Origin of the sequence: Thermomonas carbonis (genome assembly GCF_014396975.1) — a bacterium.
GTDB lineage: Bacteria > Pseudomonadota > Gammaproteobacteria > Xanthomonadales > Xanthomonadaceae > Thermomonas > Thermomonas carbonis.
Genome location: NZ_CP060719.1, coordinates 1,585,419 through 1,607,522, shown reverse-complemented (window position 1 = coordinate 1,607,522; position 22,104 = coordinate 1,585,419). Strand labels below are relative to the sequence as shown.

General features: G+C 66.6%; 18 protein-coding genes and 1 pseudogene. 13 read left to right on the top strand and 6 right to left on the bottom strand.

Annotation, left to right across the window (positions count from 1 at the left end; all coding sequences use genetic code 11):
* Positions 1-81: 81 nt before the first annotated feature.
* A complete protein-coding gene (locus H9L16_RS07335) occupies positions 82-582 on the top strand; it encodes an Mpo1 family 2-hydroxy fatty acid dioxygenase (RefSeq protein ID WP_187553867.1) in 501 nt (166 codons plus the stop codon).
* A gap of 7 nt (positions 583-589) precedes the next feature.
* Complete coding sequence (locus H9L16_RS07330) at positions 590-1,492, top strand: DMT family transporter (protein ID WP_187553866.1); 903 nt, start codon at positions 590-592, stop codon at positions 1,490-1,492.
* Positions 1,493-1,495: 3 nt separating this feature from the next.
* Here the strand turns inward: H9L16_RS07330 and H9L16_RS07325 are convergent, their stop codons facing one another.
* Positions 1,496-2,368: an SDR family oxidoreductase gene (locus H9L16_RS07325; RefSeq protein ID WP_229796630.1), complete on the bottom strand. Its 873-nt coding sequence runs from the start codon at positions 2,366-2,368 to the stop codon at positions 1,496-1,498.
* Positions 2,369-2,503: 135 nt separating this feature from the next.
* On the opposite strand from H9L16_RS07325, the gene H9L16_RS07320 reads away from it, so the two are divergent.
* The 6 genes from H9L16_RS07320 to H9L16_RS07295 are packed head-to-tail and all read left to right on the top strand — an operon-like array spanning position 2,504 to position 8,470.
* On the top strand, positions 2,504-5,329 hold the full coding sequence (locus tag H9L16_RS07320; protein WP_187553864.1) for a monovalent cation/H+ antiporter subunit A: 2,826 nt from the start codon (positions 2,504-2,506) through the stop codon (positions 5,327-5,329).
* Between the two features lie 13 nt (positions 5,330-5,342).
* Positions 5,343-5,756 carry a Na+/H+ antiporter subunit C gene (locus H9L16_RS07315; protein ID WP_187553863.1) on the top strand — a complete coding sequence of 138 codons (414 nt, stop codon included), beginning with the start codon at positions 5,343-5,345 and terminating at the stop codon, positions 5,754-5,756.
* Positions 5,756-7,312, top strand: a complete 1,557-nt coding sequence (locus tag H9L16_RS07310) for a monovalent cation/H+ antiporter subunit D (RefSeq protein ID WP_187553862.1) — start codon at positions 5,756-5,758, stop codon at positions 7,310-7,312. Before H9L16_RS07315 ends, H9L16_RS07310 begins: the two co-directional genes overlap by 1 nt.
* Entirely contained in the window at positions 7,309-7,818 is a 510-nt protein-coding gene (locus tag H9L16_RS07305; protein WP_187553861.1) for a Na+/H+ antiporter subunit E, read from the top strand. The genes H9L16_RS07310 and H9L16_RS07305 overlap by 4 nt, the downstream gene beginning before the upstream one ends.
* Positions 7,819-7,856: 38 nt before the next feature.
* A complete protein-coding gene (locus tag H9L16_RS07300) occupies positions 7,857-8,099 on the top strand; it encodes a K+/H+ antiporter subunit F (RefSeq protein WP_229796660.1) in 243 nt (80 codons plus the stop codon).
* Positions 8,096-8,470 carry a Na+/H+ antiporter subunit G gene (locus H9L16_RS07295; protein ID WP_187553859.1) on the top strand — a complete coding sequence of 125 codons (375 nt, stop codon included), beginning with the start codon at positions 8,096-8,098 and terminating at the stop codon, positions 8,468-8,470. The genes H9L16_RS07300 and H9L16_RS07295 overlap by 4 nt, the downstream gene beginning before the upstream one ends.
* On the opposite strand, the gene H9L16_RS07290 is transcribed toward H9L16_RS07295, so the two are convergent.
* The 3 genes from H9L16_RS07290 to hppD all read right to left on the bottom strand — a co-directional run bounded on the left by H9L16_RS07290 (position 8,449) and on the right by hppD (position 11,645).
* The gene (locus H9L16_RS07290) at positions 8,449-9,102 is read right to left on the bottom strand and encodes an LptM family lipoprotein (protein WP_187553858.1); all 654 of its coding nucleotides are present in this window, start codon (positions 9,100-9,102) and stop codon (positions 8,449-8,451) included. The two genes, H9L16_RS07295 and H9L16_RS07290, sit on opposite strands and share 22 nt — an antisense overlap.
* A gap of 77 nt (positions 9,103-9,179) precedes the next feature.
* Positions 9,180-10,484 (bottom strand): homogentisate 1,2-dioxygenase, encoded by a 1,305-nt coding sequence (gene hmgA / locus H9L16_RS07285; RefSeq protein WP_187553857.1) that lies wholly within the window; start codon positions 10,482-10,484, stop codon positions 9,180-9,182.
* Between the two features lie 63 nt (positions 10,485-10,547).
* The gene (gene hppD, locus H9L16_RS07280; RefSeq protein WP_187553856.1) at positions 10,548-11,645 is read right to left on the bottom strand and encodes a 4-hydroxyphenylpyruvate dioxygenase; all 1,098 of its coding nucleotides are present in this window, start codon (positions 11,643-11,645) and stop codon (positions 10,548-10,550) included.
* Between the two features lie 71 nt (positions 11,646-11,716).
* On the opposite strand from hppD, the gene H9L16_RS07275 reads away from it, so the two are divergent.
* Complete coding sequence (locus H9L16_RS07275; RefSeq protein WP_187553855.1) at positions 11,717-12,244, top strand: MarR family winged helix-turn-helix transcriptional regulator; 528 nt, start codon at positions 11,717-11,719, stop codon at positions 12,242-12,244.
* A 73-nt stretch (positions 12,245-12,317) separates the two neighbouring features.
* Here H9L16_RS07275 and H9L16_RS07270 read toward each other — a convergent pair whose 3' ends face one another.
* Complete coding sequence (locus H9L16_RS07270) at positions 12,318-13,823, bottom strand: peptide MFS transporter (protein ID WP_187553854.1); 1,506 nt, start codon at positions 13,821-13,823, stop codon at positions 12,318-12,320.
* A 129-nt stretch (positions 13,824-13,952) separates the two neighbouring features.
* Positions 13,953-14,843 (bottom strand): tryptophan 2,3-dioxygenase, encoded by an 891-nt coding sequence (locus H9L16_RS07265; protein WP_187553853.1) that lies wholly within the window; start codon positions 14,841-14,843, stop codon positions 13,953-13,955.
* A gap of 231 nt (positions 14,844-15,074) precedes the next feature.
* Between H9L16_RS07265 and H9L16_RS07260 the strand changes: the two are divergent.
* The 4 genes and pseudogenes from H9L16_RS07260 to H9L16_RS07245 all read left to right on the top strand — a co-directional run.
* Positions 15,075-18,449 (top strand): annotated as a pseudogene (locus H9L16_RS07260) (lamin tail domain-containing protein); the annotation flags it as partial.
* Between the two features lie 216 nt (positions 18,450-18,665).
* Positions 18,666-19,739, top strand: a complete 1,074-nt coding sequence (gene pdhA, locus H9L16_RS07255; protein ID WP_187554094.1) for a pyruvate dehydrogenase (acetyl-transferring) E1 component subunit alpha — start codon at positions 18,666-18,668, stop codon at positions 19,737-19,739.
* A complete protein-coding gene (locus tag H9L16_RS07250) occupies positions 19,736-20,725 on the top strand; it encodes an alpha-ketoacid dehydrogenase subunit beta (protein ID WP_187553851.1) in 990 nt (329 codons plus the stop codon). Before pdhA ends, H9L16_RS07250 begins: the two co-directional genes overlap by 4 nt.
* A gap of 9 nt (positions 20,726-20,734) precedes the next feature.
* Positions 20,735-22,057 carry a dihydrolipoamide acetyltransferase family protein gene (locus H9L16_RS07245; RefSeq protein ID WP_187553850.1) on the top strand — a complete coding sequence of 441 codons (1,323 nt, stop codon included), beginning with the start codon at positions 20,735-20,737 and terminating at the stop codon, positions 22,055-22,057.
* Positions 22,058-22,104 lie beyond the last annotated feature (47 nt).

Sequence of the window (22,104 nt, the reverse complement as noted above, 5' to 3'; positions counted from 1 at the left end):
CTACTGCACAAGTCACCCGACTTATCCATCGTGCGCCGGTTGGAGTATCCTCGCCATGCGCACGCGCAGACCGGAGACAGCATGAACGCAACCGTGCATCAAGAAGCCGGCAACCGCCCCATCGACCACTGGTTCGCGCATTACTCCAGCGACCACGTGAACCTGATGAACCAACGCATCCATGTATTCGCGGTGCCGCTGATCCTGTGGAGCGTGATCGGCCTGCTGTGGTGCATCCCGGTGCCGGGCACGCTGTTCAATGCCGGCCTGTGGGCCGCGCTGGCGATGTTCGGCGGCTGGATGTTCTATTACCGCGCATCGCGGGCGATCGGCTTCGGCATGCTGGCGGTGTTCGTGGCGATGGCATGGATGACCCGCTGGCTGCACGACACGTTGGGCACGCCCGGCCTGTTCAAGCTGGCCTTGGGCGTGTTCGTGGTCGCGTGGATCGCGCAGTTCATCGGCCACAGCAAGTTGTACGAAGGCAAGAAGCCGAGCTTCTTCACCGACCTCAAGTACCTGCTGATCGGCCCGGCCTGGGTGCTGTCGAAGCTGTATCGCAAGCTCGGCATCCAGTGGTGACCGCACCATGACCGCGACGGGGTTGCGCGGGCGCGACCTCGTCCTGGTCCTGCTGATCTGCCTGTTCTGGGCGACAAATTTCCTGACCTCCGCGCATGCCCTGCGCGAGGTGCCGCCGTTCCTGTTCACCGCGATGCGCATGGGCCTGCTGGCCGCGCTGCTGGTGGGGTTCATGCGGGTGCCACCGCGCGCGCAATGGACGCGGCTGTTCGCGGTGGCGATGCTCAACGGCGTACTGCACTTCGGCACCAGCTTCCTGGCACTGAAACTGGCCGGCGACCTGTCCTCGCCGGCGATCGTCACCCAGGTCTATGTGCCGATGGCGGTGCTGCTGGCGTGGTGGGTGCTGGGCGAGCGCTTCGGCTGGCGCACCGGCGTGGGCGTGGCGATCAGCTTCGCCGGCGTGCTGGTTCTGGGCTTCGATCCAATGGTGCTGGCGCAGCCGGCGGCCCTGTTCGTGATGATGGGTTCGTCGTTGATGGTGGCGATCGGCACCGTGCTGATGCGCGGGCTGAAGGACGTGCGCATGGTCGACCAGCAGGGCTGGACCGCGGTGCTCAGCCTGTTGCCGCTGCTGGCGGTCAGCGCGGTGTTCGAACCCGGCAGCTTCGTCGCGCTGCGCGATGCCAGCGGGATCGCATGGGGTGCCGCGATCTACGCCGCGGTGTTCTCGTCGCTGCTCGGCCACGGGGTGTTCTACTGGCTGGTGCAGCGGCACCCGGTGGCGACGGTCACGCCCTACCTGCTGCTCACGCCGGTGCTCGCGATCGTGCTGGGCATCGTGTTCTGGGGCGACCGCCCGGGGCCTGCGCTGTGGATCGGCGGGGCGATGGTGCTGGGCGGCGTGCTGGTGGTCGCGTTGCGTGCCGGCGTGCGCCAGCGCGTATTGCCATCGGCCGAAGAGTTGTAACGCTCAGTCGCTGCGGTCGGGCGCGTCGAACATACGCGACTCGGGCCGGAACCCGCGCGGCGCGTAGCCGAAGTCGCGCCGCGCCGGCGCGGCGTCGAAGGCGAGGTCCTCGCGCATGCGTGCCACCGCGGCGGGCGTGAGATTGCGTGCCACCCCACGCGCCTGCGCAGCGGCCAGCGCGGCGCGGAACAGCGGCATCGGCAATTCCAGCAGCGGCAGCGGCGGATCCAGGCAGGCCAACACGCGGCGCACCATCTCGCGGTAGGCCAAGGTTTCGCCGCCGGGCAGTTCGTAACTGCGGCCGGCGGTGACCGCCGCCAAGCTGGCGGCGAACGCGGCATCGGCCAGGTCCTGCACATGCACTGGCTGGCGCAGGCCATCGGCGCGACGCGGCAACACGAAGCGGCCCCAGCGGCGGGCCATGCCGGCGATGCGGGTCAGGCTGGCGTCGCGGCCGACGCCGTAGACCAGGGTCGGGCGCAGCATCGTCGCGCTGGCACCGCGCTGCTCGCTGGCTTGGAACACCGCCGCTTCCGCGCCGAGCAGGCGACGAGCGAGATCGCGTTCGTGTTCGTCGTCGGAGGCATGCTTGCTGGTGGCGCTGGTCGAGCCGAACGCGATTACCCGCGGCGACGCGATGGTTGCCGTGGCGTACCAGCGCGCGAACAGATCCAGCGGACCGCAGCTGAAAAGCGCATCCACCTCGCGAGGCAATGCCGGCATCCGCGCGAAGTCGCCCTGCAGCCAGTGCCGGCCCGGCGTGTCCGAGCGCGCCTGCCGCGACAGCGCATGCACCCGCCAGCCGGCATCGCCCAACCGATCCAGCAGCGGCAGGCCGATCTGGCCGCTGGCACCGAACACCAGGGCGGTCTTCATTGCGCGGGTTGGCGTGAGGGGAGGTGTTGCATGCATTGCATGCGCACAGGATACCGAGGGCGGGCAGCGCGATGGCATCGGTTAAACTCGAACGGACGCGGCTGTCGGCTCGCCGCTCGCTTCCACGGATCCCCGATGCTCCTGCTGCTCCTGGCCCTGCCGTTCCTGATGGCGCTGGCCCTGACCACGATGCGCGGTGCCTCCGATCGCGCGCTGGCGTGGGTCGCGGCATTGGCGCCACTGGTCGGGCTGGGCTTGCTGGCGTGGCTGACACCGGCGGTGCTGGACGGCCAGGTTCCGTCGCTGCGATTGCCGTGGCTGCCGGAGATCGGCCTGTTCCTGCACCTGCGCTTGGACGGATTGGCGTGGATGTTCGCCGGGCTGGTGCTGGGCATCGGCGCGCTGGTGGTGATGTATGCGCGTTACTACCTGTCCGCGGAGGATTGCGCGCCGCGCTTCTTCGCCTGCCTGCTGCTGTTCATGGGTTCGATGCTGGGCGTGGTGCTGGCCGGCAACCTGCTGTTGCTGGTGGTGTCGTGGGAACTGACCAGCATCAGTTCGTTCCTGCTGATCGGCTACTGGACGCATCGCCAGGACGCCCGCCAGGGTGCGCAACTGGCGCTGGCGATCACCGGTGCCGGCGGATTGGCCCTGCTCGGCGGCGTGCTGCTGATCGGCCGCGTGGTCGGCAGCTACGACCTGGACGTGGTACTCGCCTCCGGCGATGCGATCCGCGCCAGCGGGCACTACCCGGCGATCCTGATGCTGGTGCTGGCCGGCATCTTCACCAAGAGCGCGCAATTCCCGTTCCACTTCTGGCTGCCGCAGGCGATGGCCGCGCCCACGCCGGTGTCCGCCTACCTGCATTCGGCGACGATGGTGAAGTGCGGGGTGTTCCTGCTGGCGCGCCTGCATCCCGCGCTGGCCGGCACCGAACTGTTCTTCGACGTGGTCACCACCATCGGTGCGATCACCCTGCTGGTCGGTGCGTGGTACGCGATTTTCCAGCACGACCTGAAGGGGCTGCTGGCGTATTCGACGATCTCCCACCTGGGCCTGATCACCCTGCTGTTCGGCCTGTCCACGCCGATGGCGGTGGTCGCGGGGCTGTTCCACATCATCAACCACGCCACCTTCAAGGCGTCGCTGTTCATGGCCGCCGGCATCATCGACCACGAATGCGGCACCCGCGACATGCGCCAGCTCGGCAACCTGCGGCGCTTCCTGCCGTGGACCAGCGCGCTGGCGATCGTGGCTTCGCTGGCGATGGCCGGCATCCCGCTGCTCAACGGCTTTTTGTCGAAGGAAATGTTCTTCGCCGAGGCCCTGCAGATCGAGGCGCACGACGGCATGCAGTGGTTCGTCGGCATCACCGCGGTGCTGGCCGGCGTGCTGGGCGTGGCCTACAGCCTGCGCTTCGTCCACGACACCTTCTTCGGCAAGGGCCCGCGCAACTTGCCGACGATGCCGCACGAGCCGCCGGTGTGGATGCGCATCCCGGTCGCGGTGCTGGTGGCGCTGTGCCTCGGCGTGGGCATGCTGCCGGCGCTGACCGTGCAGACGGCACTGCGCGCGGCCGCCGAAGGCACGCTGGGGCCGGCGGCACCGACCTTCGACCTGGCCGTGTGGCACGGCATCAACCAGCCACTGCTGATGAGCATCGGCGGGATGCTGGGCGGCTTCGTCCTGTACTTCGGCCTGCGCCGGTTGCTGGACCTGCACGCCATCGTCCGCCACTCGCTGGCGCGCAGCGTGTTCGGCTGGAACATGCAGGCGCTGTCCACCCTGGCCGATCGCTTCACCGACACCATCGCCAACGGCAGCCTGCAACGCAGCCTGCTGTGGCTGGTGCTGGCGGCGATCGCCGCGGGTGCCGCGCCGTTCCTGTCCGGCAACCACGCACCGCTGGCCTGGCATGCGCCGCAACCGATGCCGCTGCTCGGCTGGCTGTGCTGGCTGATCCTGATCGCCTGCACCGCGTTCACCATTCGCCTGTACCGGCAGCGCCTGCTGGCGCTGGTGGTGCTGGGTGGAGCCGGATTGATGATGAGCCTGGCCTTCGTGTTCCTGTCGGCACCGGACCTGGCGCTGACCCAGTTGCTGGTGGAAATGGTCAGCCTGGCACTGCTGCTGCTGGGCCTGCATTACCTGCCACCGCGTTCGCCGCCGGAACGCACCCCGCGCCGACGCCTGCGCGATATCGCCGTGGCCAGCGCGGCCGGCCTGGGCATCGGCCTGCTGGCGTATGCGGTGATGACCCGCGGCGCACCCGATCCCGCCGGCGCGGAAATGCTCGCGCGCTCGCTGCCGGAGGCCTACGGCCGCAACGTGGTCAACGTGATCCTGGTCGACTTCCGCGGCTTCGATACCTTCGGCGAGATCACCGTGTTCGCCATCGCCGCGCTGATCGTGCACGCGCTGCTGCGACGCACCCGGCTGTTGCCGGAGCGGGTGATGCCGGGGCCGCCGGTGCAGTTGCCGGTGCCGGCCGACCTCGCCCAGCTGATGTTCCCGCTGACCCTGACGGTGTCGGTGTTCCTGTTCCTGCGCGGCCACAACGCGCCCGGCGGCGGCTTCATCGCCGGGCTGGTGCTGGCGGTGCCGCTGCTGATCCAGTACGTGATCCAGGGCGCGGCCTCGGTGGAGTCGCGGTTCGGCTTCGACTACGTCCGCTGCATCGGCGTGGGCCTTGTGGTGGCCGCGATCGGCGGCATCGCGCCACTGGTGTTCGGCCTGCCGTTCCTGACCAGCGGGCATGCGGAGCCTTGGCTTCCACTCGTTGGCGAACTGCCGCTGGCCAGTGCGATGGTGTTCGATACCGGCGTGTACCTGGTGGTGTTCGGCGGGGCGATGCTGATCCTGTCGATGCTGGGCACGATCAAGCCCTCGCGCACGCGCAGCTCGCGCATGGGCGTGCTGCAGCCTGGCACCCGCTCCACCCGCACCGGGGAACTGCGATGACGGAGGCGCGCTGATGGAATTCGCATTGGCCAGCGCCATCGGCCTGCTCACCGCGGCAGGCGTGTACCTGCTGCTGCGCGCGCGCAGCTTCGACCTGATCCTGGGCCTGACCCTGTTGTCCTACGCCACCAACCTGCTGATCTTCACCAGCGGCGGGTTGACGCCCGGCAAGCCGCCGGTGCTGCGCGACGACGTGCCGACCACCCTCGCCCACTACACCGACCCGCTGCCGCAGGCGCTGGTGCTGACCGCGATCGTGATCGCCTTCGCGATGACTGCGGTGAGCATCGTCATCGCCATGCGCAGCCGCGCCGACAACGGCAGCGACCACGTGGACGGCGACGCCGGCGAGCAGGCATTCCGTCGCGATGAACAACGCCGCCACGACGACGCACGCGCACGCGAAACGCGCGGTGGTGGCGAATGATGGATCACCTGCCGTTGCTGCCGATCCTGATCCCGCTGCTGGCCGCGGCGGCGATGTTGTTCGTCGAACACGGCCGCCTCGGCATGCTGCCGCAGCGGGTGATCGCGTGGACTTCGCTGGCAGCGGTGCTGGCGGTGTCGCTGCTGTTGCTGCGCAACGCCGATCAGGGCGACATCAGCGTCTATCTGCTCGGAGACTGGCCGGCGCGGCTCGGCATCGTGCTGGTGGTGGATCGGTTGTCGGCGCTGATGGTGTTGCTGGGCCAGCTGCTGGCGATCGCCTGCCTGCTGCATGCCTGCGGTGGCCGCGACCGCCGCGCCACCCATTTCCATGCGTTCTTCCAGTTCCAGTTGATGGGCCTGAACGGTGCGTTCCTGACCGGCGACCTGTTCAACCTATTCGTGTTCTTCGAAGTGCTGCTGATCGCCTCGTACGGCTTGCTGCTCAGCGGCGGCGGCGGCGCGCGCATGCGCGCCGGCCTGCATTACGTCGCCTTCAACATCGGCGCATCGACCCTGTTCCTGCTTGCGCTGGGCCTGCTGTACGGCCTGCTGGGCACCCTCAACATGGCCGAGATGGCCGCGCGCGTAGCCGAAGTGCCGGCCAGCGACCTCGCCCTGGTCGAAGCCGCGGCGGGCATGCTGCTGGTGGTGTTCTGCGCCAAGGCCGCGCTGTTGCCGATGTACCTGTGGCTGCCGCAGACCTACACGCTGGCACCGGCGGCAGTGGCTGCACTGTTCGCGATCATGACCAAGGTCGGCCTGTATGCAGTCCTGCGGGTGGGCACGCTGAGCTTCGGCCTGGCCGGGCCGCTGGCCGGCTTTGCCTGGCCGGCGCTGCAGGTGTTGGGAGCGGTCACCCTGGTGCTGGCCGCGCTGGGTGTGCTGTCGGCGCAGCGGCTGCGCCTTCTCGCCGCGTACCTGGTGCTGGGCTCGGCAGCGACATTGTTCGTGGCGTTCTCGCTGGCCACGCCGGGCACCATTGCTGCGGGGCTGTACTACCTGGTTCACAGCACCCTGGCCGGCGCGGCGCTGTTCCTGCTCGCCGACCTGGTGCGCCAGCGTGGACGCGGCGGAGCCGGCAAGGACATGGCCACGCCGCGGATGGGGCGCATGCGGAGCCTGCTGTTCCTGCTGGTCGCGGTCTCGCTGGCCGGTTTGCCACCGCTGTCCGGCTTCATCGGCAAACTGCTGCTGCTCGATGCGGTGCCGGCAGGTTCCATTGGCTGGGTCTGGGGCTGCGTGCTCGGCAGCAGTTTCCTGATGCTGGTCGGCGTGGCGCGCACCGGCGTGCACGTGTTCTGGGGCAGCGATTCCGAACCGGCCCACGCGCAGGACGAGGTCGATGCGTTGAACGCAGCGCCCGCCGCCGCGAATTTGACCGCACCGCCGCTGGAAAGCGCCGCGGTCCTGCTGCTGGTCTGCTACGGCATCGCGATGGCATTGGCGGCAGCGCCCGTCCTTGCGTTCACCCGCGCCACCGCGGATCAGTTGCTGGCACCGGCGGAGTACGTGCGCCAGATCGATGCCGCGCTGCCGGCAAGGCGGGCGCCATGAACCCGACGCGCACGCCATGGCGCAAGCGCTGGCTGCCCTCGCCGCCGCTGAGCGTGACGGTGTTCTGCTTCTGGCTGCTGATGAACGACGCGGTCACTGTCGGCCATGCGCTGATGGCGCTGGTGCTGGCGCTGGCAATTCCACCGTTCGCCGCGCGACTGGATCGCGAATTCGCCCGCATCGGACGCCTGGGCGGCGTGCCGAGAATGGCCGGCGTGCTGGCGCTGGACATCGTGCGCTCGAACATCGTGGTCGCGCTGCAGGTGCTCGGGCCGGAACGCAACATCACCCCCGGTTTCATCTGGGTGCCGCTGGACATCGCCAACATCCACGGCATCGCCGCGCTGACCAGCATCATCACCCTGACCCCCGGCACGGTGTCTTCGTCCTTGTCCGCGGATCGCCGCCACCTGCTGGTGCATGTACTCAACCTCAAGGATCCCGATGAGGTGATCCGGCAGATCAAGGCCCGTTACGAGGCACCGCTGATGGAGATCTTCCCGTGACCCCGCTGGAATTGGTCGGCTGGGCGGTGATCGCCGCGATGCACGTGGTCGGCGTGGCCATGCTGCTGGCCCTGGTCCGGCTGCTGCGCGGGCCCAGCCTGCCGGATCGGATCCTCGCCCTGGACACGTTGTTCGTGTCGGCGATCGCGCAACTGGTGCTGTTCGGCATGCATCTGGGCACTGCGGTGTATTTCGAGGCCGCGCTGGTCATCGCCATGCTCGGCTTCGTCGGTACCGTGGTGCTGAGCAAGTTCGTGCTGCGCCGGGACATCGTCGAATGAGCTGGATCATCGCGATCGCCCTGGTGTTCGCGCTGGCCGTCGGCTGCTTCTTCCTGCTGGTCGGCAGTTTCAGCCTGCTCAAGCTCTCGGACTTCTTCAAGCGCCTGCACGGGCCGACCAAGGCCAGCACGCTGGGCGTGGGCTGCGTGCTGATCGCCTCGGTCGGCTACCACGCCTTCGCCGGCACCGACCCGCAGCCGCGCGAACTGTTGATCACTGCATTCCTGTTCATCACCGCGCCGATCAGCGCGCACCTGATGGCGAAGGCCGCGTTGTCATTGCACATGGCCGAACAGCCACCGATGCCGGGCGCAGGCAGCACGCCCGGCACCGATGGCGATGATCACGATCAGGAACAGCCTTCCACGTAATCCACCTGCGGCTGCAGGCCGATGCGCCAGGCGGTGACCTTGGCGTCATCGGTTTTTCCGTCGGTCTCGAACACAAGCATCGCCTTGCCGCCGGCCGGATCCCTGACGCTCAGGTACTGGCCCTCGGTGTACTTGTGCGGCTCCTGCTCGATGCCGGCGTAGAGCGCCGCGATCTGCGACTTGTTCATGCCGACCTTGCCGCCGCCCGGCGCGGTCACATCGTCGCGGCGCACGTCGATGCGCGCGAAGGTGTCGCCTTCGATCATGAAAGCCGTGCGATAGCCGGCCTCGCCGACCGGTTGCGGGATCAGGTAATAGCAACCGCCCGGTTCGGACGGCTGCTCATCGCCGAGGTCGCCACCCCAGGCCATGCGCACTTCTTCTGCGGTTGCGCCAAAGGCCGCAGGGCCGAAACCGTTGAAGCTGATCGTGCCATCGGCGGGCTTGTCCACGCGCAGCGAACCGCTGGTATCGCCGTCAGGGGGTGCAGGGGTTTCAGCGACCGGTGGGGTTACCGTGCTGTCCGCGACGGGAGCCGCCTCGGTTGGCGCCGTGGGGCTGGCATCAGGTGTGCCGCGCTCGCCGCAACCGGCAAGGGCGACCAGCAAAGCAATCGAAAGCAGTGTCCGCATCGGCTGGGCTCCTCGTTCGTGAGCCCGCAGTCTGACGCTTTGCGGTTAACGCGCCGCGAATTTCGGAGCCGCCGCGTTCACTCGTGCGGCGCGACGAAGCGCTTGCGCAACCCGGCCCAGCACGCCTGGTAATCGCGCTGGCGATGCGCGGCGTCCAGTGCCTGTCGCGTCGGCCGGATCACGTGGCGCGACTCGAACATGAAGGCCATGGTGCCGCCGATGTAGTCCGGCTTCGATGTGTCCGCAGCGCTGGCCTTGTCGAAGGTGGCGGCATCGGGACCGTGCCCGGTCATGCAGTTGTGCAGCGAGCAGCCGCCGGGCGCGAAACCGTCCGCCTTGGCGTCGTACGCGCCATGCACCAGGCCCATGAACTCGCTGGCGATATTGCGGTGGAACCATGGCGGGCGGAACGTGTCCTGCGCCACCAGCACGCGCGGCGGGAAGATCACGAAGTCCATGTTGCCGACGCCGGGCGTATCGCTGGGCGAGGTCAGCACCAGGAAAATCGACGGATCCGGATGGTCGAAACTGATCGAGCCGATCGTGTTGAAGCTGCGCAGGTCGTATTTGCAAGGCGCGTGGTTGCCATGCCAGGCGACCACGTCCAGCGGCGAATGGCCGATGTCCGCGCGCCACAAATGGCCCTCGAACTTCGCGATGAGCTCAAATTCGCCATCGACGTCTTCATACGCCGCATTCGGACTGAGGAAATCGCGCGGATTGGCCAGCCCGTTGCTGCCGATCGGACCCAAGTCCGGGAGCCGCATGAACGCGCCGAAGTTCTCGCACACATAGCCGCGTGCCTCGCCATCCGGTAACGCCACCCGGAAGCGAATCCCGCGCGGGATCAGCGCGATTTCCTGCGGCTCGACATCGAGCACGCCGAGTTCGGTTTCGATGTGCAGCCGGCCCTGCTGCGGCACGATCAGCAGCTCGCCGTCGGCATCGTAGAAAAAGCGGCCCTGCATGTCGCGATTGGCGGCGTACATGTGGATGCCGATGCCCGCGCCTGCTGACGGGCCACCATTGCCGGCCATCGTGACCAGCCCTTCGATGAAGTCGGTCGGCGCATCCGCCAGCGGAAGCGGATTCCAGCGCAACTGGTCCGGGGTGACCGGGCCGGTCTCGAAATCGTTGTGGAAGCGCGGTTGCTCGAACAACGCGAACGGCCCGTGCATCGCCGCCGGGCGGATCCGGTACAGCCAGCTTCGGCGGTTCTGGTGGCGCGGCGCGGTGAACGCGGTGCCGCTGATCTGTTCGGCGTACAGCCCGTGCGCGACCACCTGCGGCGAGTTGCGCCCCTGCGGCAACGTCCCGGCAATCGCCTCGCTGGCGAATTCGTTGCCAAAGCCGGTCTGGTAGCCGTTGCTTTCGATCGTCATTGCAGTCGCGCCCTGAAAGCCCCTCTCCCCAACCCTCTCCCAAGAGGGAGAGGGAGCTAAAAACTACAGCACGCCGCGCTTCATCTGGTCGCGCTCGATGCTCTCGAACAGCGCCTGGAAGTTGCCTTCGCCGAAGCCTTCGTTGCCCTTGCGCTGGATGATCTCGAAGAAGATCGGACCGAGCGCATTGAGGGTGAAGATCTGCAGCAGCTTGCGCTGCTTGGTCTCGGGGTCGGCGTCGATCAGGATCTTGTTCGCACGCAGGCGCTCGACGTCTTCGCCATGCTCGGGGATCCGCGCATCGATCACGTCGAAATAGGTGTCCGGCGTGTCCAGGAACTCGATGCCGGTGTCGCGCATCTTCTCCACCGTCGCGTAGATGTCGTCGGTGAAGCAGGCGATGTGCTGGATGCCTTCGCCGCCGTACACGTCCAGGTATTCGTTGATCTGCGACTTCGGGTCGCTGGACTCGTTGAGCGGGATGCGGACCATGCCGTCCGGCGCGGTCATCGCCTTCGACAGCAGGCCGGTTTTCGCGCCCTTGATGTCGAAGTAGCGGATCTCTCGGAAGTTGAACAAACGTTCGTAGTAGTCCGCCCACTTCGCCATGTTGCCGTGGTAGAGGTTGTGGGTCAGGTGGTCGATGAAGGTCAGCCCGAAGCCGGTCGGCAGCAAATCCACGCCGGGCAGGTATTCGTAGTCCGGATCGTGGATGGTGCCTTTCTCGTCGTAGCGATCGACGATGTAGAGCATGCAACCGCCGATGCCCTTGATCACCGGCGCGGCGACCGCCTTGGTCAGCTCGTCGGCGGCATCGAACGATTCGGCGCCGTTCTTCAGCGCCTGCACGCGCGCCCATTCGGCCAGCTTGTTGACGCGGATCGCGAAGCCGCAGGCGCTCGGGCCGTGTTCGGCGGCGAAGCGCGCGGCAAAGCTGTCCGGATCCTCGTTGATCAGGAAGGTGCAATCGCCCTGCCGGTAGGTGCTGATCGCCCGGGTCTTGTGCCGCGCGACCTGGGTGAAGCCCATGCGCTTGAAATAGTCGTGCAAGTGCTGTGCCTGGCCCGCCGGCGCGGCGAATTCGACGAATTCGAAGCCGTCGATGCCCATCGGGTTGTCGAACGTGGTCGGCTGCATGCCAAGATTGGGCTGTGCGCTCATGGCGGTTCCTCGGCTGTGAGGCGGATATTCTATAGTTTCAGATGCAACCATCTCAAGGCGCGGCGCAGCACATGACAGATCCCAGCCAGGCACCCGACGCCCAGCCCTACACCGCCCAGCCGAAGCACCGGCAGCTGAAGCTGGAGAACTTCCTGCCGTACCGGCTCAGCGTGCTGTCCAATCGCACCAGCAACGCGATCGCCCGCGAGTATTCGGAGCGCTTCGACATGACCATCCCGGAGTGGCGGGTGATGGCCGTGCTCGGTCGGTTCTCCGGGCTTTCCGCCAACCAGGTCGCGCAGCGCACGGCGATGGACAAGGTCGCGGTGAGCCGCGCGGTGGCGAAGCTGATGGACGCCGGGCGCATCGCCCGCGAGTTCGACGACGACGACCGCCGGCGCTCGATGCTGCGCCTGTCCGAAGCCGGCTACGCGGTCTACGACCAGATCGTGCCGCTGGCGCTCGGCTTCGAGCAACACCTGCTGGGCGATATCCCGGCCGACGAACGCGCCCTGCTGTTCCGCCTCCTGGATCGTCTGGACGAACTGGAATTACGTGCGGAGCACTACACCGGCGGCGGCGATACATCCGCCGAATAAACGCAACCGGCGACGCAAACAAAAACGGCAGCCGAAGCTGCCGTTTTTGTTTCGTGCGCTGAAACGCTCTTGTTTACTTCACGCCGTGCATCAGGCGCTGGATCAGCGGCGCGATCAGGAACAGCAACAGACCCGGGATCAGCAGCGCCCAGAAGCCGAAGGTGTAGCCGCCGAGCGCGGATTCCACGCTCATGCCCTCGGTACCGCTGACATGGCTGGCAAAGATGCCGGACAGGTTGTTGCCGATGGCCGTGGACAGGAACCAGCCACCCATGCCGAAGCCGACGAGGCGTACTGGTGCCAGCTTGGTCACCATCGACAAACCGATGGGCGAGAGGCACAGCTCACCGATCGACTGGATCCAGTAGACCGCAAACAGCGTCCAGAACGGGATCTTCAGGCTCTGCGGATCAACGAGGCTGGACAGCGCGAACATCAGCAGCAGGAAGGCCAGGCTGTTGAACAGCAAGCCAAGGCCGAACTTGCGGGGGATCGAAGGATTGTTGCGACCCAGCTTCACCCAAAGCCACGCCATGAGCGGTGCCATCACGATGATCGCCACCGAGTTCACCGACTGGAACCAGCCCACCGGGAAGGTCCATCCGCCGAAATCGCGATTGACGATGTTCTGGGCCAGGAAGTTGAACGAACTGCCGGCCTGTTCGAAGAAGCACCAGAACAGCACGTTGAACGCGAAGATGATCAACATCGCGATCGCCATGTCGCGGCGCACCGGGCCATCCTTGAAACCCTCGCGCATGATCAGCACGCAAAGCGCCACGAACAGCGCGGTGAGGATCCATTGCAGCGCACCCGCGCCGATCGACAACAGGAAGTAGATCACCGGGATGGCAAGAAGGGTGCAGATCGCGGTCATCAGCACGCGGCCGCTGCCCTCCGTACCCGGCGTTGGCCGGCCGATACCCTCCAACTGCTTGCGGCCAAACCAGAACCACACCAGCGAAATCAGCATGCCGATACCCGACACGAGGAACACGACCTTGTAGGCAGGAAAATCAGGGGAGCCGCCCATGATCCGTTCGGCCAGCAGGCCGGTCAGCCATGGGGCGATCATCGCGCCGAGGTTGATGCCCATGTAGAACAGGGTGAAGCCTGAGTCACGGCGGTCGTCGCCCTGCAGGTAGAGCTTGCCGACCATGGTGGAGATGTTCGGCTTGAACAGGCCGTTACCGGCGATGACCGTCGCCAAGCCTAGCTTGAAAACGTTCTCATCCGGCCACATGACCATGAACAGGCCGGCCGCCATGACAACAGCACCCAGCAGAATGGAGCGCTGGTAGCCGATGACCTTGTCGGCGACATATCCACCGAACAGGGCGGCAGCGTAGACCAGGGCCAGGTATGCGCCATACAGCCGGCTCGCCGGTGCCTCACCCGCGCTGTCGCCTCCGTGGAACTGGGCCACGATGTACAAGGCCAGTGCCCAACGCATGCCATAAAACGCGAAGCGTTCCCAGAACTCGGTCATGAACAGCATCCACAACGGTCGTGGATGGCCCATTACCTGGCGGAATTCCGGCACGGCGTCCGGCGTGTTGGTGGTTGCGGCTCCGCTCATGCGGTCTCCCCTGTGTGGATGCTGGTGCCAAGGATCCGCGGCGGGCGCGGAACCGGGCGAGGATGGCCGAGGAGCGCGTGAAACGTCAAACCTCGCCCATTCAGGACGCGGCCTGCGGCAACGCCAGCCTTAGCGCGCCGGCAGGTCGGGCGCGCCGTAGTCGCGGCCCGGGCCGATCGCGGTGCGGACCTCGAACAGCTCGGGGAAGAAGGTCAGCTCCAGCGCCTTGCGCAGGAAGGCCACGCCGCTGGAACCGCCGGTTCCGGGCTTGAAGCCGATGATGCGCATGACCGTGCGCATGTGCCGGAACCGCCATAGCTGGAATTGGGTTTCCAGGTCGACCAGATCCTCGCACAGGGCGTATTCGCGCCAGTAGCGGCCGGTGTCCTCGTAGATGCGCTCGAACACCGGCACGAGGCCCGGATCCATCACATGCGGCTGCGAGAAATCACGTTCCTGGTGCTGCCATGGGACGTCGTGGCCCCAGCGACCGAGGTAGCGCAGGAACTCGTCGTACAGGCTCGGCGCCAGCAGCGCGGCCTGCAGTGCGGCGTGGCCGTCGGCATCGTGGGCGAACACCTTCAGCATCGCCGCGTTCTTGTTGCCGAGCAGGAACTCGACCGTGCGGTACTGCAACGACTGGAACCCCGACGACGGGCCCAGGATGTCGCGGAATTCCATGTATTCGGACGGCGTCAGCGTCTCCAGCACCGACCATTGCGAGGTCAGCTGGTCGAGCACCCGCTTGCAGCGCGCGATGACCTTGCCGAACTGCCAGACGCGGTCGTTGTGCAGGTGGTCGGTGGCCGCGGTCAGCTCGTGGATCAGCAGCTTCAGCCACAGCTCGCTGGTCTGATGCTGGACGATGAACAGCATTTCGTCGTGATGCGGGGGCTGCGACAGCGGCTGCTGCGCGGACAGCAACTGGTCGAGGCGCAGGTAACCGCCGTAGGTCAGCCGGCCTTCCAGGTCGGTGTGGATGCCGGCTTCCAGCGGACGTTCGTTGCGGTCGATAGTCATGGCGCGGGATTGTCGCATGGGGTCCGCGGATGCCATGCGCTTGTCACGGAAATGCAGCAGAATCGCCCGACGGGCCGGGTGGCCCTGCTCAATTCCGGGGATTCCAAACTGATGAAACTGACATTTTCGCGCCTGAGCGTGGCGCTGTTGCTTGCCATGGGCGCGGGCAGCGCAGAGGCCGCCGACCTCCTGATCTCGGAATACATCGAAGCCAGCGTGGGCAACAACAAGGCATTGGAGCTTTACAACGGCACAGGCACCCCCGTGAATCTCTCCGGATACAAGCTGGAGCTGTACGCCAATGGCCGCCCGGAGGCGAACGGCCCCACAAGCACGATCTCACTCCCGGATATCGAGCTTCCCAACGGCGGCACCTACGTAGTCTGCAATACCAGCGCTATCCCACCGGCGACCAACGCTGAAATCCCCGCCACCAGCTGTCAGCAGCTGAGCGGCAGCATCACCCATAACGGCGATGACGCCTGGGTACTCCGCAGGACCGACAACACGGTGGTGGATTCCTTCGGCCAGGTCGGCGTGGATCCGGGAACCGGGTGGGGCACCGGGGGTACATCCACGGTTGACCGCACGCTTCGCCGCAAATCGTCGGTGTGCAGTGGCGATACCTCGATATCCGATGCGTTCGATCCAGCAACCGAGTGGGACGGATTCGACGACAGAACCTATGCCGGCCTCGGCACCCACAGCGCCACATGTGCGGGTGGCCCGATCCTGATCAGCATCAACGACGTCGCCCTGGCCGAAGGCAACGCCGGTACCACCATCTTCACCTTCACGGTCGGCCTGAGCGCGCCAGCCGGCGCGGGTGGCGTCACCTTCGACATCGCCACCGCCGATGGCACCGCGACTGCCGGCAGCGACTACATCGCCAGCAGCCTGACCGGCCAGACCATTCCCGCCGGCAGCAGCACCTACAGCTTCACCGTGACCGTCAACGGCGAAACCGCGGTGGAAGGCAACGAAGGTTTCCTGGTCAACATCAGCAACGTCGTCGGCGCCACCGTCGGCGATGCCAGCGGCCTGGGCACCATCCTCAACGACGACGCCGCGGCGGCCGCGATCCACGACATCCAGGGCAACGGCAGCGAATCCCCCTTCGATGGCACCGCGGTCACTACCTCCGGCATCGTCACCGCCAAGCGCAGCAACGGCTTCTTCATGCAGTCGCCGGATGCATCGGTGGATGCGGATTCGATGACATCGGAAGCGGTCTTCGTGTTCACCGGCACCGCACCGGCCTTCAACATCGGTGACCTGGTGCAGGTTACCGGCACTGTCGACGAATTCGCTGGCTCGGGCGGCGTGTACAACATGCCCAGCACCCAGTTGCAGCCTTCCAGCATGGTGGTGTCGAGCACGGGCAACCCGCTGCCGGCTGCCGTGGAAATCACCGCGGCCATGCTCGGCGCGAGCAGCCTGCCCGACGTCCTGGAACATCTGGAAGGCATGCGAGTCACGGTCGCCAGCGGCAAGATCGTGGCGCAGTCCCCCGGCAATACCAACGAGGATTCGGTCACCAGTAGCGACCTCAATGGCGAATTCGAGATCGTCGTCGCCGGCGTGCAGCGCCCGCTGCGCGAAGCCGGCATCAGTATCTTCGATCCGTACCCGGCAGCACCGACGATCCCGTTGTTCGATGCCAACCAGGAACGCCTGAAGGTGTATCCGCTGGTCGTCCCATCGGGCGGCACGCCGCGTGTGGATGCCGGCGGTACCGTCAGCAACCTGGCCGGCGTTCTCACTTATTTCGGGAGCAACTTCGCCGAAAGCGCGTGGGAACTGCTGTACGACGCCGACGCACCACCCACCATTGTCCCGGGCACCGCGCAGGCGGTGTCGGATCCGACCAGCGACGACGTCACCATCGCCGGCTTCAACATGCTGCGCCTGTTCGACGACATCGCCAATGGCTCCGGTCCGACCCTCAGCACACTCAACTTCGACAAGCGCGTGACCAAGGCCGCCGCGGTGATCTGCGACTGGTTGAAGACGCCGGACATCCTGGGCGCGGTCGAGGTCGAAAACCTCAATGCGCTCAGCACGCTGGCCAACAAGCTCAACAGCACCTGCGCCAGCGAGCCGACCTATGTCGCCTACCTGCAGGAAGGCAACGACGTGGGCGGCATCGATGTCGGCTTCCTGGTCAATACGCGTGCCGCGGGTGCGGTCTCACGGGTCCAGGTCGTGGAAATCGAACAGCACGGCAAGACCACCACCTGGAGTGAACCGGGTGGCGACACTTCGCTGCTCAACGATCGTCCGCCGCTGCGCCTGAAGGCCCTGGTCACGCTGGACGACGGCCGCAACTACCCGATCACCGCGATCGTGGTCCATCAGCGCTCGCTAAACGGCAACGACGCCACCGGCAGCAGCGGCGACCGCGTCCGCGCCAAGCGCGCAAAGCAGGCGGAATTCCTGGCGCAACTGGTGGACGATCTGCAGACCGCGAACCCGGACGAGAAAATCGTGCTGGTCGGCGACTTCAATGCCTTCGAAGTCAACGACGGGTACGTCGACGCGATGGGCATCACCACCGGCAATCCCGCGCCGGCCAGCGAGGTCGTCTTCTGGGCGGACAGCCCGCTGAGCCCCGCCAATGGCGGCATCCCGCTCATCATGGGCAACGAGCTCATCGCCGATCCCGAGCAGCGTTACTCGTACATCTTCGGCAACATCAGCCAGAGCCTGGATCACGCGGTGGTCAACGAGGCGCTGGCGATGGATCCGGGCGTGGCCGAGGTCCTGGTCGACCACGCGCGCGTCAACGCGGATTTCCGTCACGGGCATTTCGCCGAGTTCGATCCGCCCTACACGTCAGAGAATCCGCCGTTGCGTACCTCCGATCACGACCCGGTGCGGATTTCGATTCGACTCGCCCAGATCCTGAACGCGGATCTTTCGGTCACCGCCTCTGCGGAATCCACCCAGATCGGCAGCGGCGATACCGCCGTGTTCCATGTCGACGTAGCCAATGCCGGCCCCAGCTCCGCGGATCCGGCGTCGCTGTCGATCATGTTCGACGGGCTGGTGACGCCGGTGGTCGAGATGCCTTCCGGCTGGACCTGCGCAGCTGCGACCCAGGATGCCCTGGCGCACACCACCACCGTCGACTGCACCGCCAGCGAGTTCGCCAGCAGCGCGGCCGACCGCTTCACGGTGAGCGTGGCCAGCACCGGCACGCCGGTGTTGCGCATGACCGCCACTGTGGCTTCGTCCACCGGCGACCCGAACTCGGCCAACAACCAGGCCACCGCGCAGGTGCTGGCGGGACAGGCCGCCGACCTCGGCGTGAATTGGTCTGGAGAACAGGCGCAGCCGGGTTTGGCCAAGGCGACACTCACCCTGCGAAATGATGGTCCCGACGCGGCTAGTGGCGCGGTCGCGAACTTCAGGCTGACGCTGCCGCGCGGCGTGTTCTTCAGCAACATCGTGCCGCCCGCCGGCTGGGGCTGCAAGCGGGTGATAACGTTGACCGCGTTCAGGTGCACCACCAGCAGGAGCATCCCGGCCGGGTCAAGCAGCGCATTCCAGTTCGTCGCCCTCGGCTTCAGTTCCGGCACGTCCTCGAACGCGTATGTTCTGGAGGCCACCATTTCCTCCGAAACCACCGATCCCGACTTGAGTGACAACGCGCAGACAGTTTCCTTCCCGTAAACCAGGATCGCGATCAACGGAAGAAGGCGCAGCCCCGGCTGCGCCTTCTTTTTGTGCGCCTCGAGCGGCTTGAATGCCGCACTGCGCAACGACCGGTTAACCGGCGAACCGTATCATTCGCAACCAATGCATCGTGGAATGGAACGGATGACGATTGCGGCGCGTTTCGAGATCGAATACCTGCAATACCTCAAGCCCGACGGCACCCTCGCCGGCGACCTGCCGCCGGCGGTGGCGAGCGCGGAAGCACTGCTGCCGCTGTTCAAGCGCATGCTCTTCGTGCGCACCTTCGACACCAAGGCGATCGCGCTGCAGCGCACCGGCAAGCTGGGCACCTACGCGGCCTGCCTGGGGCATGAAGCCACGCATGTCGGCATCGGTGCCTCGATGCAGCCGGAAGACGTGTTCGCGCCGAGCTATCGCGAATACGGCGCGCAGTTCGAGCGCGGGGTGAAGCCGCGCGACGTGCTGATGTACTGGGGCGGCGACGAACGCGGCAACGACTTCGAGATCCCGCGCAACGACTACCCGTGGTGCGTGCCGATCTCCACCCAGTGCCTGATGGCCTCGGGCGCGGCGCTGGCGTTCAAGTTGCGTGGCGAGAATCGCGTCGCGGTGGCCACCTGCGGCGATGGCGGTTCTTCCAAAACCGATTTTTATGCGGCGGTGAATTCCGCCGGTGCCTACAAGCTGCCGCTGGTGCTGTGCGTGATCAACAACGGCTGGGCGATCAGCGTGCCGCGCAAGGCCCAGACCGGTGCCGATACCCTCGCGCAGAAAGGCCTGGCCGGCGGCCTGCACTGCCTGCAAGTCGATGGCAACGACCTGGTCGCGGTGCTGGAAGCGATGCGCCGCGCCCATGAGCGCGCCCGCAGCGGCGACGGCGGCAGCGTGATCGAGTTCATGACCTATCGGCTGCACGACCACACCACCGCCGACGACGCCCGCCGCTATCGCGGCGAGGACGAAGTGAAGGCCGCCTGGGAGAAGGAACCGTTCCTGCGCCTGCGCAAGTTCCTCACCGACCAGAAACTGTGGGGCGAGGCCCAGGAAAAGGCCTGGATCGAGGATTGCGGCAAGCGCGTCGACATCGAGATCAATGCCTACCTCGAAACCCCGGTGCAGCCGGTCGAAGCGATGTTCGATTACCTCTACGGCGACATGCCAGCGGACGTGCTGGCGCAACGCGAACAGGCCATCGCCGCGGAGAAGCGCGCATGAGCGACGCACAACCGATTGCACTGATCGAGGCGATCACCCAGGCCCTCGCTTACGAGCTGCGCAACGACAATTCCGTCGTCGTGCTCGGCGAGGACGTTGGCGTCAACGGCGGCGTGTTCCGCGCGACGGCCGGACTGTCCGCGACCTTCGGCACCGAGCGCATCCTCGATACGCCGCTCGACGAAACCACCATCGCCGGCCTGACCGTCGGCATGGCCTCACAAGGCATGAAGCCCGTCGCCGAGGCGCAGTTCGACGGCTTCATGTATCCGATGGTGGACTTCATCGTCTGCCACGCCGCACGCATGCGCTACCGCACCCGCGGTCGCCTGACCTGCCCGATGGTGCTGCGCGTGCCCTGGGGCGGCGGCATCCGCGCGCCGGAGCACCACAGCGAAGCCAACGAATCGATCTTCACCAACGTACCCGGCCTGCGAGTGGTGATGCCGTCGTCGCCGCAGCGCGCCTACGGCCTGCTGCTGGCCGCGATCCGCGACCCGGATCCGGTGATCTACATGGAACCCAAGCGCATCTACCGGCAGTACAAGGAACTGGTGCCGGACGATGGCGAGGCGTTGCCGCTCGACGTCTGCTTCGTGTTGCGCGACGGCAGCGACGTGACCCTGGTGACGTGGGGTGCGCAGGTCAAGGAAACCCTGGAGGCTGCGGAGAAACTCGCTGCGGAAGGCATCAGCGCAGAGGTCATCGACGTCGCCACGCTGAAGCCGCTGGACTTCGCGACCATCGCCGAATCGATCTCCAAGACCGGCCGCTGCGTCATCGTCCACGAGGCCGCGAAGACCGCCGGCTTCGGCGCCGAGATCGCCGCGCGCTGCGCCGAGGAATGCATGTTCGACCTGGTCGCCCCGGTCGAGCGCGTCACCGGCTACGACACCCACATCCCGCTGTTCCGCCTGGAGATGAAGTACCTGCCCAGCGTGGACAAGATCATCGCCGCCGCCAGGCGCGCGATGGCGCATTCGTAAGGACCCCGCATGTCGAAGAAATTCCTGCTTCCCGACCTCGGCGAAGGCCTGCCGGACGCGACCATCGTCGAGTGGTACGTCAAGGTTGGCGACGTCATCAAGCTCGACGACAACCTGGTCTCGATGGAAACCGCCAAGGCGGTGGTCGACGTGCCCTCGCCGGTCAGCGGCAAGGTGCTGCAACTGGCCGGCGCGGCGGGCGACATCGTGGTCACCGGCACGATGCTGGCCGAGTTCGAAGTCGATGCATCCATGCCGCAGCGCGCGGAAGGCCAGGACACCGGCCACCACCATGATCCGACCCACGATGAACCGAAACCGGTGCCCGTGTCCGAATCCGCTGCTGCGAAGGCGGATGCCGGTACCGTGGTCGGCGCGATGCAGGTCGGCGATGCCGTCGTCGCGCAGGCGGCGATCGCGGCGGGTGGCGTCAAGGCGATGCCGGCGGTGCGCGCGACGGCGCGCAAGCTCGGCGTCGATATCGCCCGCGTCGCGCCGAGCGGCGCGGACGGCACGGTGACGATGAACGATGTGAAGCGCGCGGCCGCGGATGGTTCCGCCAAGCCGGGCGCAGCGCCCGCACGAGCTGTCACGCCAGCCGCTGCTGCTCCGGCGCCGGTGGCACCAGCACAGCGCAGCACGCTGTCGCAGTCCGGCAAGCCGATGCGCACGCAGCCGCCGGGTGCGGTCGCCAGCGGCCAACCGGAACAGTTGAAAGGCGTGCGTCGCAACATGGCCCGCGTGATGGCCGACGCGCATGCGCAGGTGGTGCCGACCACGCTGGTCGACGATGCCGACCTGCATGCCTGGAGTGGTCGCCAGGACATCACCGCGCGGTTGGTGCGCGGCATCGTCGCGGCCTGCAAGGCGGTGCCCGCGCTCAATGCGTGGTTCGACGGCGCCAACCTCACCCGCACCCTGCATCCGCACGTCGACCTCGGCATCGCGGTGGACACCGACGACGGCCTGTTCGTGCCGGCCCTGCGCAATGCCGACATGCTCGACGGCAACAGCGTGCGCGCGGCGATCAAGCGCCTGCGCACGCAGGTCGAGGATCGCAGCATCCCGTCGTCGGAACTTTCCGGCTACACGATCAGCTTGTCGAACTTCGGCATGTTCGCCGGCCGCTATGCCACGCCTGTCGTGGTGCCGCCCTGCGTGGCGATCGTCGGTGCGGGCAAGCTCTCGCATGACGTGGTCGCGGTGATGGGCGGCATCGAAGTGCACCGGCGCATGCCGATCTCGCTGACCTTCGACCATCGCGCCTGCACCGGCGGCGAAGCGGCGCGCTTCCTTGCGGCGTTGCTGGACGATCTGGCCCAGCCGGCATAGTTCGTAGCCCGGGTAAGGCCGAAGGCCGCACCCGGGTTCGCATCGCC

Excerpts from the sequence above, each read along its gene's own strand:
- H9L16_RS07335 (WP_187553867.1), top strand. The coding sequence starts at position 82 with ATGAACGCAACCGTGCATCAAGAAGCCGGCAACCGCCCCATCGACCAC.
- hppD (WP_187553856.1), bottom strand. The coding sequence starts at position 11,645 with ATGAGCGCACAGCCCAATCTTGGCATGCAGCCGACCACGTTCGACAAC.
- hmgA (WP_187553857.1), bottom strand. The coding sequence starts at position 10,484 with ATGACGATCGAAAGCAACGGCTACCAGACCGGCTTTGGCAACGAATTC.
- H9L16_RS07315 (WP_187553863.1), top strand. The coding sequence starts at position 5,343 with ATGGAATTCGCATTGGCCAGCGCCATCGGCCTGCTCACCGCGGCAGGC.
- pdhA (WP_187554094.1), top strand. The coding sequence starts at position 18,666 with ATGACGATTGCGGCGCGTTTCGAGATCGAATACCTGCAATACCTCAAG.
- H9L16_RS07290 (WP_187553858.1), bottom strand. The coding sequence starts at position 9,102 with ATGCGGACACTGCTTTCGATTGCTTTGCTGGTCGCCCTTGCCGGTTGC.
- H9L16_RS07320 (WP_187553864.1), top strand. The coding sequence starts at position 2,504 with ATGCTCCTGCTGCTCCTGGCCCTGCCGTTCCTGATGGCGCTGGCCCTG.
- H9L16_RS07275 (WP_187553855.1), top strand. The coding sequence starts at position 11,717 with ATGACAGATCCCAGCCAGGCACCCGACGCCCAGCCCTACACCGCCCAG.
- H9L16_RS07265 (WP_187553853.1), bottom strand. The coding sequence starts at position 14,843 with ATGACTATCGACCGCAACGAACGTCCGCTGGAAGCCGGCATCCACACC.
- H9L16_RS07245 (WP_187553850.1), top strand. The coding sequence starts at position 20,735 with ATGTCGAAGAAATTCCTGCTTCCCGACCTCGGCGAAGGCCTGCCGGAC.
- H9L16_RS07300 (WP_229796660.1), top strand. The coding sequence starts at position 7,857 with ATGCACGTGGTCGGCGTGGCCATGCTGCTGGCCCTGGTCCGGCTGCTG.
- H9L16_RS07325 (WP_229796630.1), bottom strand. The coding sequence starts at position 2,368 with ATGAAGACCGCCCTGGTGTTCGGTGCCAGCGGCCAGATCGGCCTGCCG.
- H9L16_RS07295 (WP_187553859.1), top strand. The coding sequence starts at position 8,096 with ATGAGCTGGATCATCGCGATCGCCCTGGTGTTCGCGCTGGCCGTCGGC.
- H9L16_RS07305 (WP_187553861.1), top strand. The coding sequence starts at position 7,309 with ATGAACCCGACGCGCACGCCATGGCGCAAGCGCTGGCTGCCCTCGCCG.
- H9L16_RS07330 (WP_187553866.1), top strand. The coding sequence starts at position 590 with ATGACCGCGACGGGGTTGCGCGGGCGCGACCTCGTCCTGGTCCTGCTG.
- H9L16_RS07250 (WP_187553851.1), top strand. The coding sequence starts at position 19,736 with ATGAGCGACGCACAACCGATTGCACTGATCGAGGCGATCACCCAGGCC.
- H9L16_RS07270 (WP_187553854.1), bottom strand. The coding sequence starts at position 13,823 with ATGAGCGGAGCCGCAACCACCAACACGCCGGACGCCGTGCCGGAATTC.
- H9L16_RS07310 (WP_187553862.1), top strand. The coding sequence starts at position 5,756 with ATGGATCACCTGCCGTTGCTGCCGATCCTGATCCCGCTGCTGGCCGCG.